10 protein-coding genes and 1 tRNA gene are annotated in these 12,705 nt (G+C 62.8%); 8 read left to right on the forward strand and 3 right to left on the reverse strand.

The genetic code is table 11. From position 1 onward, the window contains the following. Positions 1–64 precede the first annotated feature (64 nt). The 5 genes from ACN0X9_RS12325 to ACN0X9_RS12345 all read left to right on the forward strand — a co-directional run bounded on the left by ACN0X9_RS12325 (position 65) and on the right by ACN0X9_RS12345 (position 7,579). Entirely contained in the window at positions 65–2,128 is a 2,064-nt protein-coding gene (locus ACN0X9_RS12325; RefSeq protein ID WP_417487877.1) for a M13 family metallopeptidase, read from the forward strand. Positions 2,129–2,273: 145 nt separating this feature from the next. Then, positions 2,274–4,358 (forward strand): M13 family metallopeptidase, encoded by a 2,085-nt coding sequence (locus tag ACN0X9_RS12330; RefSeq protein ID WP_417487878.1) that lies wholly within the window; start codon positions 2,274–2,276, stop codon positions 4,356–4,358. Between the two features lie 119 nt (positions 4,359–4,477). Beyond that, a complete protein-coding gene (locus tag ACN0X9_RS12335; RefSeq protein ID WP_417487886.1) occupies positions 4,478–5,749 on the forward strand; it encodes a DUF819 domain-containing protein in 1,272 nt (423 codons plus the stop codon). A 150-nt stretch (positions 5,750–5,899) separates the two neighbouring features. Further along, entirely contained in the window at positions 5,900–6,886 is a 987-nt protein-coding gene (locus ACN0X9_RS12340) for a hypothetical protein (protein ID WP_417487879.1), read from the forward strand. Positions 6,887–6,979: 93 nt separating this feature from the next. Continuing rightward, on the forward strand, positions 6,980–7,579 hold the full coding sequence (locus tag ACN0X9_RS12345; RefSeq protein WP_417487880.1) for a gamma-glutamylcyclotransferase: 600 nt from the start codon (positions 6,980–6,982) through the stop codon (positions 7,577–7,579). Between the two features lie 10 nt (positions 7,580–7,589). On the opposite strand, the gene ACN0X9_RS12350 is transcribed toward ACN0X9_RS12345, so the two are convergent. Next, positions 7,590–9,245 (reverse strand): aminotransferase class V-fold PLP-dependent enzyme, encoded by a 1,656-nt coding sequence (locus ACN0X9_RS12350; protein ID WP_417487881.1) that lies wholly within the window; start codon positions 9,243–9,245, stop codon positions 7,590–7,592. Positions 9,246–9,362: 117 nt separating this feature from the next. On the opposite strand from ACN0X9_RS12350, the gene ACN0X9_RS12355 reads away from it, so the two are divergent. From ACN0X9_RS12355 to ACN0X9_RS12365, 3 genes are all read left to right on the forward strand, one after another. Then, on the forward strand, positions 9,363–9,818 hold the full coding sequence (locus tag ACN0X9_RS12355) for an Lrp/AsnC family transcriptional regulator (protein WP_323762014.1): 456 nt from the start codon (positions 9,363–9,365) through the stop codon (positions 9,816–9,818). A gap of 78 nt (positions 9,819–9,896) precedes the next feature. Further along, complete coding sequence (locus tag ACN0X9_RS12360) at positions 9,897–11,216, forward strand: MFS transporter (RefSeq protein ID WP_417487882.1); 1,320 nt, start codon at positions 9,897–9,899, stop codon at positions 11,214–11,216. A 319-nt stretch (positions 11,217–11,535) separates the two neighbouring features. Continuing rightward, the gene (locus ACN0X9_RS12365) at positions 11,536–12,024 is read left to right on the forward strand and encodes a hypothetical protein (RefSeq protein WP_417487883.1); all 489 of its coding nucleotides are present in this window, start codon (positions 11,536–11,538) and stop codon (positions 12,022–12,024) included. Between the two features lie 139 nt (positions 12,025–12,163). On the opposite strand, the gene ACN0X9_RS12370 is transcribed toward ACN0X9_RS12365, so the two are convergent. After that, a tRNA-Arg gene (locus ACN0X9_RS12370) sits at positions 12,164–12,240 on the reverse strand. Between the two features lie 111 nt (positions 12,241–12,351). Beyond that, on the reverse strand, positions 12,352–12,705 hold a 354-nt coding region (locus tag ACN0X9_RS12375; RefSeq protein ID WP_417487884.1), incomplete at its 5' end, for a P1 family peptidase.

Raw genomic sequence — 12,705 nt, forward strand, 5'->3', positions numbered from 1 at the left:
GCCCCGCGTTGTATCAAGCGCGGGGCGTTTTGCGTCTTTGACTGAAAACCAAGGGGATCCTCGTATGAAAAAGCTCTTGCTGAGCACGGCTGTTCTGGCGCTTACCGCCGCCTGTCAGCCGGCCACATCAACCGATACGGTCGCGACCGAGACGCACGCCGCTGCCACCGCCAGCCCGGAAATCGGCAGCTGGGGTTTTGACATGGCCGGCATGGACACCAGCTACGTCGCCGGTGACGATTTCTACCGCTACGCCAATGGCACCTGGCTGGACACGACGGAGATCCCGTCCGACCGCTCGAACTACGGCATGTTCACCGAACTGGCGATCGAAGCCGAAGAACAGGTCCAGGCGATCATCCTCGAACTCGCCGCGATGGACGCGGCCGACGGTTCGATCGAACAGAAGGTCGGCGACCTTTACGGCAGCTGGATGGACACCTCGACCATCGACCAGCTCGGTCTCGCTCCGGCGCAGCCTTATCTCGACGAGATTGCTGCCGCCGAGACCCATGCCGATATCAACGCCCTGTTCGCGACGATTCATCACCAATCGCCCTATGGCGTTGGCATCATCCCCGACCCGGCCGACACCACGCGCTACACCGTCTTCGTCGGCCAGGGAGGCCTCGGTCTGCCGGACCGCGACTATTATCTGGAAGAAGACAACCAGGACGCCCGGGACGCCTATCTGGCCTTCATCGCCCAGATTTTTGACCTTGCCGGCATCGAGGACGGCACCAGCAAGGCGCAGGCGATCTTCGACCTGGAGATGCGCATCGCCGAAAGCCACTGGACCCAGGCTGACAGCCGCAACATCCAGATGATCTACAACCCGATGCCGCTGGACCAACTGAGCACCCTGGCGCCGCAACTGAACTTCGAAGCCGGCATGGAACAGCTGGGCCTCGACGGCGTCGCGACCTATCTCGTTGCCCAACCGAGCGCCATCGAAGCCGCTGGTGCGATCTTCGAAGAGACTCCGGTCGACGTTTGGAAGGACTACATGACCTTCCATTACATCCGCTCGAATGCCGGCGCCCTTCCGGAAGCCTTTGATGCTGCCAACTTCGCCATGTTCGGCACCACGCTGAACGGTATTGAGGAGCAGCGTCCCCGCGACCGCCGCGGGGTCAATCTCGTCGGCGGCCAGCTGGGCGAAGCTGTCGGCCAGGTCTATGTCGACCGTCACTTCCCGCCGGAATCCAAGACCGCGATGGAAGCCCTGGTCGCCAATCTGATCACCGCGTTCGAGGGGCGCCTTGAAGCCCTTGAGTGGATGGATGACGAGACCCGCGCCAATGCCCTTCAGAAGCTCTCGACCTTCGAGCCGCGCATCGGATATCCCGACGAGTGGCAGGACTACTCGGCCCTCGAGGTCCAGGCCGACGACCTGTTCGGCAATCTCGTTCGTCTGACGGAATTCCAGTGGAATGAGCAGGTCGCCGACCTGGCTGGTCCGGTCGATCGCAATGCCTGGCCCTATCCGCCGCAAACCGTCAACGCCTCCTACAATCCGTTGATGAACCAGATCACCTTCCCGGCCGGCATCCTGCAGGCTCCCTTCTTCGATCCGAACGCCGACGCGGCGATCAATTACGGCGCCATCGGTGCCGTGATCGGCCATGAGATCGGCCACGGTTTCGACGATCAGGGTCGCCGCTTCGACCATGATGGCTCGATCCGTGACTGGTGGAGTGCGGAAACCAATGAGCGCTTCGAGGAGCGCGCCAATGTGCTGGAAGCCCAGTATGACAGCTATGAGCCCGTCGAAGGCCGTTTCGTGAATGGTGAGTTCACCATGGGCGAGAATATCGGCGACCTTGGCGGCCTGCAGATGGCCTACACCGCCTATCAGCGTCACCTCGACGCCTGCTGTGACGGTGAAGCTCCGGTGATCGACGGCTTTACAGGCGAGCAACGCTTCTTCCTTGCCTGGGCCCAGGTCTGGCGTCGTCTGTATCGGGAAGAAAACCTGATCAACCGCCTGACAACCGACCCGCACAGCCCGTCGCAATACCGGACCAACGGTGTCGTGCGCAATCTGGACGTCTGGTACGAGGCCTTCGGTGTGACCGAGGACAATGACCTCTACCTGCCGCCGGAAGAGCGCGTCTCCATCTGGTAGTCGCAGTGACATTCTGAGGACACGGCCCGGCGGAAACGTCGGGCCGTTTTCATTACAGGGCTGTAAGAGACGGGCTGTGCGTATTGCGTGTTCGCCCGGGCGCACTAGTGTTTCGTCCAACTTTGTTACTGAGATGGGAAACACCATGAAAAAGCTTTTGCTGACCAGCGCCTGTGTCGCGTTGATGGCGGCCTGCTCGCCCGCCACCGAGACACCGGAAACGGATAACGGCACGACCGAGGCCGCAGCCACCGAAGCCATGCCGGCCGGTTCGCCGGACCTGGGCAGCTGGGGCGTCGAGATTGAATATGTCTCCGACACCGTCGCGCCGGGTGACGATTTCAACCGCTACGTCAATGAAGGCTGGCTCGAGACAACCGAATTGCCGCAGGGCTTCTCATCCTTTGGCGGTTTCACCGAGCTTTACCTGCGCTCGGAAGAGCGGGTCGAGGGCATCATCCAGGAAGCCGTTGCCGCCAATGCCGAAGCTGGCACCCTGCAACAACAGGTCGGCGACCTCTACGCCTCCTACATGGATACCGACACGCTTGCGGCCCGCGGTCTCGAGCCGGCCCGTCCGATGCTCAACACGATTGCCGAAGCCCAGTCGCATGACGACATCGCCACACTGATGGGCAGCCCAGGTACCGCGTCGATCTTCGGCGCCGGCGTTGGCCGTGACCCGGGCAACCCGCAACGCTACATCGTCTCGGTCAGCCAGAGCGGGCTCGGCCTGCCGGACAAGTCCTATTATGAGCGCGACGACGAGACCTTCATTGGTTATCGCGAAGCCTATGTCGCCTACATGACCGACGTCTTCGAGATGATCGGCATGGACAATGCCGCCGAGCGCGCCCAGGGCGTGCTCGACCTGGAAACACGCATCGCCCAGATCCACTGGACCCGTGCGGAAAGCCGCGACCGGGTGCGGACCTATAATCTGATGAGCACGGATGATCTGGTCGCCTCGGCGCCGGGCTTCCCCTGGGGCGCCTTCATGACCGCCCTGGAATACGAGAATGAAACCGAAGTCGTGGTCCGCCAGGACACGGCAATCCAGTCGCTCGCCACCCTGTTCTCCGAAATCCCGGTCGAGGCCTGGCAGGACTATCTCAGCTTCCGCTACATGTCCTCGAACAGGAACCTGCTGACGCCGGAATTCTACGAGCGCTCCTTTGACTTCTACAGCCGCACCCTGCGCGGCACGGAAGAGCCCCGGGCCCGCGATCGCCGCGGCATCCAGTATGTGAACGGCAATCTGGGCCAGGCCATCGGCCAGATCTATGTCGATCAATACTTCCCGCCCGAGCACAAGGCGCAGATGGAAGAGCTGGTGGAATACCTCCGCCGGGCCCTGCGCGAGCGTATCGAAACGCTCGAATGGATGGATGACGAGACCCGCATCCAGGCCTTCGACAAGCTGGAGAAGTTTCTGCCGAAAATCGGGTATCCGGACATCTGGCCGGATTATTCGGATATCGAGATCCGGGCCGACGACCTGTTTGGCAACTCCCAGCGCGTCGCCGAATGGTTCCGTGCCGACAGCCGTTCGCGCCTCGGTGGCCCGATCCGCGAATGGGAATGGTTCATGTCACCGCAGACGGTGAATGCCTATTACTCATCGACTGCCAACGAAATCGTCTTCCCGGCCGCCATCCTGCAGGGGCCATTCTTTGACCCGTATGCGGACGCTGCCGTGAACTTCGGTGGCATCGGCGCCGTCATTGGCCACGAAATGGGCCACGGCTTTGACGACCAGGGCAGCCAGTCTGATGGCGATGGTGTGTTGCGCAATTGGTGGACCGATGCGAGCGCCGAGAGCTTCAACGCCCTCACCGACCAGATCGTCGCCCAGTATAATGGCTTCTCACCGGTCGAAGGCCAGACGGTCGATGGCGAGCTGACGCTCGGCGAGAATATCGGCGATATCGGCGGTCTCTCCATGGCCCACCGCGCCTACCAGATGTATCTGGCCGACAATGGCGGCGAAGCTGAAGTGCTCGATGGCTTCACCGGCGATCAGCGCTTCTTCATGGCCTGGGCGCAGGTTTGGCGGAATGTGCGCACCGAAGACAGCCTGCGCGCGCAGCTCCTGTCCGACCCGCACAGCCCGGCCCAGTACCGGATCAACGGCGTCGTTCGCAATAATGACGCCTGGTATGAGGCCTTCGGCGTGACCGAGGACCATGAACTCTACCTGGCACCGGAAGACCGCGTCTCGATCTGGTAAGCCAGTCAACAGACTGACGAAACGGCCCGGCGGAAACGTCGGGCCGTTTTGCATTTGGCGTCTTGCCAAGCTCCTGCAAAACCCGTCCTATCCGCCCGGAAAACAAATTCCGGGGGATGATGATGGAAGCCGAAATCGCACCACTTTTCAGCAATGACGCGATCGTCATGGGTCTGCTGGCCGTGCTGCTGGGAGCCGTGTTCTGGACCTCCAGCCTCGACAACAAGCTGGCCAAGGGCTTCTACCGCATCTTTCCGCCGCTGCTGTTGTGCTACTTCCTGCCCTCACTGCTGACCCTGTTCAACATTGTCGACCCGGAGCAGTCGCGAACCTATTTCATCGCCTCGCGCTTCCTGCTGCCGGCAGCGCTGGTCCTGTTGACCATGTCGGCCGACCTGCCGGCCACCTTCCGGCTCGGGCCCAAGGCACTGATCATGTTCTTCACCGGGACAGTCGGCGTCGTGCTGGGCGGTCCCGTCGCGCTTCTGATTGCCGGCTATCTCTTCCCCGAAGCCATCGGTGTGACAGGGCCGGACGCCGTCTGGCGCGGCATGGCGACCGTAGCCGGGACCTGGATCGGTGGCGGCGCCAACCAGGCCGCGATGTATGAATTCTTCGGAGTCGGCGGGGAGGTCTATTCGGCCTGGATTGCGGTCGACATCATCGTCGCCAACATCTGGATGGCCTTCCTGCTCCTGGGCGTGGCCAATGCCAAACGGATCGACAAGGCCCTCAACGCAGACACCCGGGCCGTCGATGCCCTGCGCGAAAAGGCCGAGACCTTCGAGCAGACCAATGCAAGGATTCCCGAGCTGAAGGACCTGATGATCATTCTCGGCTTCGGTCTCGGCGCGATGGGCCTGTCCCATATCGTTGCCGACTTCATGGGTCCCTGGATCAATGACAATATGCCGGGCCTGGCCGAGCTGGGTCTGGGGTCCGGCTTCTTCTGGCTGATGCTGTCCGCCACCATTATCGGTGTCGTCCTGTCCTTCACCAAGGCCCGGCAATTGTCCGGTGTCGGGTCGATGAAGGTCGGTTCTGTCTTCATCTATGTGCTGGTCGCGACGATCGGCATGCGCATGGACATCACCGCCATCTTCCGCAACACGGAGTTTTTCGTGATCGGCATCATCTGGATGCTCTTCCACGTCGCCCTGCTGTTACTCGTCGCCTGGCTGATCAAGGCGCCGACCTTCTTCATCGCCGTCGGATCGAAAGCCAATATCGGTGGCGCCGCCTCGGCCCCGGTGGTTGCGGCCGCCTTCCACCCCTCCCTGGCGCCGGTCGGCGTTCTGCTGGCCGTGGTCGGGTACATCGTCGGCACCTGGGCGGCGATGATGACCGGTTACATCATGATGTTCATGATGGGCGCCAGCGTAACCCCTTGAGTTGAAAGCGGGACAAGAAATTCCCCTGAGGGTTGAAACTTCCGTCTGAAGGCGATTATTTCTTAACGATACCGCCTGCTTCCGTTAACCTTATGTCATCGAGGAAACGGATCACCGTGCCCTCACGACATTTCCAAGGGGGGAATCACGATGAAACAACAACTCCTGTGCGCCACTGCTGTCGCACTGCTCACGGCCTCCACCGCCTTTGCCGGTGACACCGAGTGGTTCCCGCCGGATCCGCCGACCACGGCTGCGACGGGCGAGTGTTATGCGCGCGTCCGCATCGCGCCGGAATACGACACCTATTCCGAACAGGTCACCACCCAGGACTCCTACGAGCGTTACGACGTCGCTCCGCCGAGCCTGCGTGACGAGTATCGCGAGTACATCTCCCGCGAAGCCGGCATGCGCTACATCGTGCACGAGCCGGTCTACGAGACCCGCACCGAAACCGTGCAGATCAGCCCGGCCTATGTCGAGTATGAAGTCATTCCAGCGACCCACGACACCGTCACCGAAACCATCCTCGTGCGCGAACCGCGCATGGTCTGGCGCCGCGGCTATGTGCCGGGTGCGTCGATGACGCGTTTCGACAGCGAGACCGGTGAAGTCTGGTGCCTGGTGGAAGAAGCCGGCGAATACCAGACCGTGACCCGCAATATCGTGGTCCAGCCGGCAACAATTCGCGAGATCAACCATCCGGCTGAATACGCCCAGATCACCCGCGACGTCCTCGTACAGGAAGCACGTATCGAGGAGATCCCGATCGCCGAGGAGCGCGACACCTATCGCATCCAGGTCCTCGATCAGCACGCCACGGTCGACAGCCATGTCGTCCCGGTCGAAACCCAGACCATCACCCGCTACTCGCTGCGTTCGGAAGAGCGTTGGGAATGGCGTCTGGTGGATTGCGAAGAGATCAACCTGCCGGGTCACAACCCGCCGATGAGCTCGGAGATCCCGCCGGTCGCGTCGCGCCAGACGGCTCCGTCCAGCCAGGGCAATACCTATCTCTACGGCACCGAAATGCCGGTCGACAACAACGCCTATTCCGAAGAAGTCCCGGTCGCCCAGGCGTCCTACAGCGGCTCGTCTTCGTCATCGTCGCGTTCGACCCGGCGTTATCGCCAGTAGTCAGGCTGGACACATCGTCCCAGCCGACCAGAATGAGGCGGCGCGGAACCATCCGCGCCGCCTTATTCATGTCATCCCCGGGAGAGCCGTCAGGTGAGAGACTTCATGATCGGCTATGGCAGCCTGCTGAGCGATTACAGCCGGCGCACCTATTCGGGCATTGAGGCCGAAGTCCGCCCGGTCATGGCAACCGGCTGGCGACGTGGCTGGACCGTGCGCTATGGCGACGAAGCGGCGACCTATGCCGGCGTCCGCCCATCGACGGGCCACATCCTCCATGCCGCGTTGGTTCCGACAGCGATCACGCCGGAACTCCGACATCGCGAACGCGGCTATGTCTTCACCGAGGTGGATCCGGACCTGGTTCACCCGGATGGCGCCGACCGGTCCGCCCTGCCCGTCGGACGCTACTGGATTGTGGTCAATCGCGAACAGGTGCGGGCGGACGAGGACCACCCCATCCCGCAGACCTATGTCGATACCTGTCTGTCAGGCTGCCTTGAGACCGGCGGCGAAGCACGGGCGCGGGACTTCGTGACAACAACCGAGCTGTGGGACGCGCCCTGGATCAACGACCGCGACAGCGCCTCGCCACTCTATCCGCGCCGGACTGTTCCCGGCCCGGACGAACGCGAGACCATCGACCGCATCCTCGCCGAATGTGGCGTACTGGCCTACCGGCGCCCCGGCTGAGCAGGCCGGCTCAGCTTTCCAGCAATTGCACGTCACGGGGATGAAGGTCCGAATCCCGAAAGACCCGAACAAGGTCCGTCGCCGTACGGAACGGCATTTCAAAGCGATCAGCCTCATCCGTGCCGCGGCTGCCCGCAAAGTCCTCGGTCACTGCCAGTTTGACGTCCAGCAAGCGGTCCGGCCACCGGGTCTCGCCCTCGACCGGGTCGCCCGCCCACTGCCAGCTGCCTGTCCGGGCATCGCGGTCATAAAAGCCGGAGAACAATTCGGCATTGTCGGCCAGGAAACAGATCGCATCGATCAGATAGGCGATCTCGTCATCCGACATCACCCAATGCAGGCTGACCCGGCACCAGCCCGGGCGGGCGCCGACATCGCCTGCCATCACACGCGACCGGATCGACCGGGTGGTCTTGGAGTCAATGCCGAGGAGGTGATGGCCGTAGGGCCCGGCACAGGAGCAACCGGCGCGGGATTGGATCCCGAACAGGTCATTCAACAACAGTGTGACCAGTCGTGGCTCGACCAGCTCGCCATCAGCCTTGCGCAGGTTGAAGGCGACGATACCCAGCCGTCGGGACGGAAGTTGCGGACCCAGCACATCGATCCGCGCATGCTGACACCAGCGCTGGAATGCCCGCTCAAGTGCGCTGTGCTCGCGCTCGGCAATGACATCGGTGCCGATCTCGGCCTGGACCTGCAGCGCCAGTGCCGCGCGGACCAGCTGCGGCAGACCGGGCGTGCCGGCCCGTTCGCGCGCTTCAATTCCCTCGAGAAAATCGTGCCCGTCCTGCCAGACATAACGGACAGTACCGCCGGCACTCTGGGTCGGCGCCAGGTCGCGGCGATAGAGACATTCATTGAACACGAGTATGCCGCAAGCCCCCGGCCCACCGAGAAATTTGTGCGGCGAGAAATAGACCGCATCGATCGCGCCTGCCGGATCCTGGTCCGGATGCATGTCGATGCGCTGGTAGGGCGCGCTGGCAGCACAATCCAGACACAAAATGGCTCCGTGCGCGTGCAGGCAGTGGGCCAGGCTGGCGATATCGGTGCGGACACCGGTCACGTTCGACGCGGCGGAGAACGCGCCAATCTTGCGCCATCCATCAAAACGCGGGTCGGACAGGGCCGCTTCAAGAGCTTGCAGATCAATCCCGCCAATGCCGTCGAGCGGTATCGACACGACTTCGGCCAGACTGTCGCGCCAGCTCAGTTCGTTGGAGTGATGCTCATAGGGACCGACGAACACGACTGTGTTGACGGCCGGGCCAGGCTTTACACCCAGTGCATCACGGCTGGCAGGCGCCACCGCGAGTCCGAGGATTTCCTGAAGCTTGTGGATCGCCCCTGTGGCACCGGCCGCACAGGGCAGGAGGCAGTCGTCGGGTGCGGCATTGACCGCCTTGCGGATGATCGCCTCGGCGTCGCGCATCCAGCGATTGCTGGCGCGCCCGGTGGCGCTGTCCTCGCTATGCGGATTGGCATAATCCAGCATCAGCTTTTCGACCTGGCCCTCGATCTGGCGCAACGCCCGACCCGACGCCGTGTAATCGGCATAGAGAAAAGGCTTCAGGCCGAACGGCGTCGCCAGCATCCCGTCGCCGCCGATCAGCCCTTCACGGACAGCATTCAATCGGTCGGAAGATTTGGATTGGACGGACATGGCGCACCTCGGAACTGAACTGCGGCATAGAAACATCTTTACCAGGGCGATTTTCACCAAAGATCGGCTGTGATATCACTTTTTTGTAGTGATTATAGCTCTGGAAAGGCCGAAATCATGGTTTTGGATGAACATGACCGACGCCTGTTGCGCGCCGTCCAGAAGGACTCCGACCGGACCGTGCAGGAGCTCGCCGACCTGATCGGACTCAGCGCCACCCCGACGGCTCGCCGCCTGAAGCGCCTTGCCGAGGCCGGCATCATCCGCAAGCATGTCGCCTTGCTGGATCCGGAAGCCCTGGACCTGCAGGCCACGCTCTTTGTCACAGTGCGCACGAGCCATCATGACGCCGAATGGCTGAAACGCTTCGCCGACGGCGTCGCCCGCATGCCCGAAGTCGTCGAATTCTACCGCCTGAGCGGCGATATCGACTATCTCATCAAGCTGTGCCTGCCCGATGTCCGCGCCTATGACGAGGCCTACAAGAAACTGATCGCGATCGCGCCATTGTCCGATGTCAGCGCCAGTTTCGCGATGGAAGCGATCAAGAACACCACCGAATTGCCCGTCTGAGCTGACAGACCTTGCATGGCTGGCAGGTCTGCCTGAAGTTGTCGCCAGCCCCCTTCAGCCGCTTGCCGACGAGACATCATGACACGCTCCACCGAATCCGGGCCAGGAACCGACAGCTATCGCAATGTCGCGGCCATCGTCATCGCGCTCGCCATTCTGCAGATGGCAACCGGCGCGCTGTCGGTGGTCGGGCCGCTGACCCTGGTCTCGCAAGGCGCTGCGCCGCTGAAGATCGGCGCCATCGTGTCTGCCTACGCACTCGGCTTCATGCTGGGCGCCCGGCTGGCGCCTCGCGAAATCATGCAGATCGGCCATATCCGGGCGATTGCCGGCTTTGCCGCCGCTGCATCACTGGGTGCCGCCGCGCTCTATGTCAGTGGCGCCATGGCCTGGTGGATGCTGGTCCAGTTCATCATCGGCGTGTCGGTGGCCGGCTTCCTGGCCTCCGGTGAAAGCTGGATTGCCGATGCGGCACCCAGCCAGAGCCGCGGCGCCATCCTTGGCTTCTACCTGGTGACCTCCAAGCTTGGCTTCATGGCAGGGCCCTTCCTTGTTGCCGGCGCGCCTGCGGGCACCGCGACCGGGTTTCTGATCGTCGCCGCCCTTCTGACTGCAAGCCTGATTCCGGTCTGCGCCACCCGCCGCGCCGAACCCGCCGCCCCGACGACGAAGCCATTCAGCCCGTTGAAAATCTGGAGCATCGCGCCGTCGGCCATCATTGCGGCACTGATCTCCGGCATGGTGTCCGGCGCAGTGCTCCAACTCTACGCCGTCTACATCCAGGATTTCGCGTCGGGCAGCGTCACGCAGACGGCCGCCTTGTTCAACGCCGCCATGATCGGCGGATCGGTCATCGCGACCTGGCCGGCCGGCATGCTGTCGGACCGCATCGACCGTCGCCTGGTGATCGCGGGCCTGGCCCTGACATCCGGCGCCGCTGCGCTTGTCATGGCCCTGTTCAGCGGTGTCCTGCCACGCACGGCGATTTTCGCCATCGCCGCCATCTGGGGCGCCGGGGCGTTATCCTACTACGGTGTCGCTGTTGCCCATGCCGCCGACCGGGCCCCGGATGGTCAGGCGACCAGCATGATGTCCGGAATCCTGATGGTCTGGGCGCTGGGCTCGATGATCGGACCACTCGCCGCCAGTACCGTGATGAGTTTCATCGGTCCGGCCGGCCTCTTCCTGTTCGCCGCAACCGCCCTGTTCTCCCTGACCGGACTGATGCTGGTGCGACGCACCGGAACCGCACCGGTCCGTGACGAAGACAAGTCGGACTTCGAGCCGACCGCCACAACCTCGGTCTCCGTGGTCGAGCTGACGGACCACGCCGAGGAGGAGAGCGAATGGTCAGGCTCCGGCGAGGACGAATTTGACGATGCGAGCTGGCGCGACTGACCGTCTGTCGGATCGGGACACGCCGCCAACTGTAATCTACATGGCACAAAGCACAGTGCATCGCGCCCGCCGACTGACCTCGTCTCGGTGAACCAGTGTTTGCATAAAAACATCTGAACATGCGAATGAGCCAGACGTCATTCAACTTATCAAATAGAACACGCCCTATACCTTTCCAGTCAATATTTCAGATTTCATTGGGCATATATTTTAATCACACATGGCGACCTTGAAATCTCTCCCATGATGACTATTCCTCTACCTGATAGTTCTTAGGCGCCGGATGAACTGCGCCCGCCAAATGGAGAATACCCGCTTGATGAAACATGGTCCCCGTCCGAGCCGCGTCGCTGCATTCGTCGCCGAGTCCGTCAATGTCCAGCAATTGCAGACCGCCAATGACGCACTCGCTCGCCACAACCGGCGGGCCGTCCTTGTCTCCGGCCAACAGGCCCTCCTGCGCGGCAAGAATGGTGGCACGGAGATCAATTTCGCCGTCGCCGAAACCGTCGCCGATATCGACGAGGCCAAGTATGACGCCCTGGTGCTGCTCGAAGACGCAGGAACCCAGGCGGAGAGTGCCACGGCGCTCGCCAAACTGTTTGCGGGCAAGGGGAAGCCGGTCATCGCCCTGACCGGGAGCGCCGCAATTATCGCGACCCTGGCCGGCACCGACACGCCGTCGGCGGCGACGTCCGCAGCCCTGATCGACGGTCACCTCTACGCCAGCGATGAAGTCGATTGCGAGTGGAAAATCATTGACGCCGTGATCGGCCGCCTCCAGCGCGAAGCCGCGCCAGCCGCCTGATCCTGGCGGTCAGTCACATCTGAAGAGGGCCGGACGCAATTGTCCGGCCTTTTTTGTGTGCGCTACAGGCAAGGCACCGGTCCCGGCACCGAAGCTGGAATCAGGCTCGGGTCGAGCGGAACGGGAACAAAGAGAAAAATGGCGCACCGGGGAGGATTCGAACCCCCGACCCCTAGATTCGTAGTCTAGTGCTCTATCCAACTGAGCTACCGGTGCAGGCCGTATGGCTTCAGGGTCTTGGCCCCGAAGAGGCGCGGAACCTAGCCCCGGCTTTTGGCGATGGCAAGTCCCCGAATGCGGCAATTGCACCGCCGCACGCAGCGCGGCTCAGCGGCCCGCCTGACGCGCCGCGTGGACACCGCGGGCAACGGCCCGGGCGAGGCAGTCGGCGGCGGCCGAGCCGAGCCGGGCGAGATGGGCTTCACCGCTATCTCCCAAAGGCCGGGCGGCGGTCGACAGGGCAAACACCACATCCCCGTCAAACGGCGTGTGCACCGGTCGAATGGACCGGGCGAGCCCGTCCTGGGCCATGATGGCCAGACGCTTGGCCTGGGCCGGCGTCAGCGCGATATCGGTGGCGACGACGGCGATGGTGGTGTTTTCGCGCGGTCCGGGCTGCATTTTGGCAGCGCCCCAGTCTTCCGGGGCCGGACGCCAGTCGGCGGGCGGACGACCACCGCC

The sequence above is a fragment of the Maricaulis sp. genome, assembly GCF_048268525.1.
Classification (GTDB): domain Bacteria; phylum Pseudomonadota; class Alphaproteobacteria; order Caulobacterales; family Maricaulaceae; genus Maricaulis.

What these genes read in the sequence shown, in the direction of transcription:
- ACN0X9_RS12325 (WP_417487877.1), top strand. Translation starts at nt 65, where the DNA reads ATGAAAAAGCTCTTGCTGAGCACGGCTGTTCTGGCGCTTACCGCCGCC.
- ACN0X9_RS12330 (WP_417487878.1), top strand. Translation starts at nt 2,274, where the DNA reads ATGAAAAAGCTTTTGCTGACCAGCGCCTGTGTCGCGTTGATGGCGGCC.
- ACN0X9_RS12350 (WP_417487881.1), bottom strand. Translation starts at nt 9,245, where the DNA reads ATGTCCGTCCAATCCAAATCTTCCGACCGATTGAATGCTGTCCGTGAA.
- ACN0X9_RS12340 (WP_417487879.1), top strand. Translation starts at nt 5,900, where the DNA reads ATGAAACAACAACTCCTGTGCGCCACTGCTGTCGCACTGCTCACGGCC.
- ACN0X9_RS12360 (WP_417487882.1), top strand. Translation starts at nt 9,897, where the DNA reads ATGACACGCTCCACCGAATCCGGGCCAGGAACCGACAGCTATCGCAAT.
- ACN0X9_RS12355 (WP_323762014.1), top strand. Translation starts at nt 9,363, where the DNA reads ATGGTTTTGGATGAACATGACCGACGCCTGTTGCGCGCCGTCCAGAAG.
- ACN0X9_RS12365 (WP_417487883.1), top strand. Translation starts at nt 11,536, where the DNA reads ATGAAACATGGTCCCCGTCCGAGCCGCGTCGCTGCATTCGTCGCCGAG.
- ACN0X9_RS12335 (WP_417487886.1), top strand. Translation starts at nt 4,478, where the DNA reads ATGATGGAAGCCGAAATCGCACCACTTTTCAGCAATGACGCGATCGTC.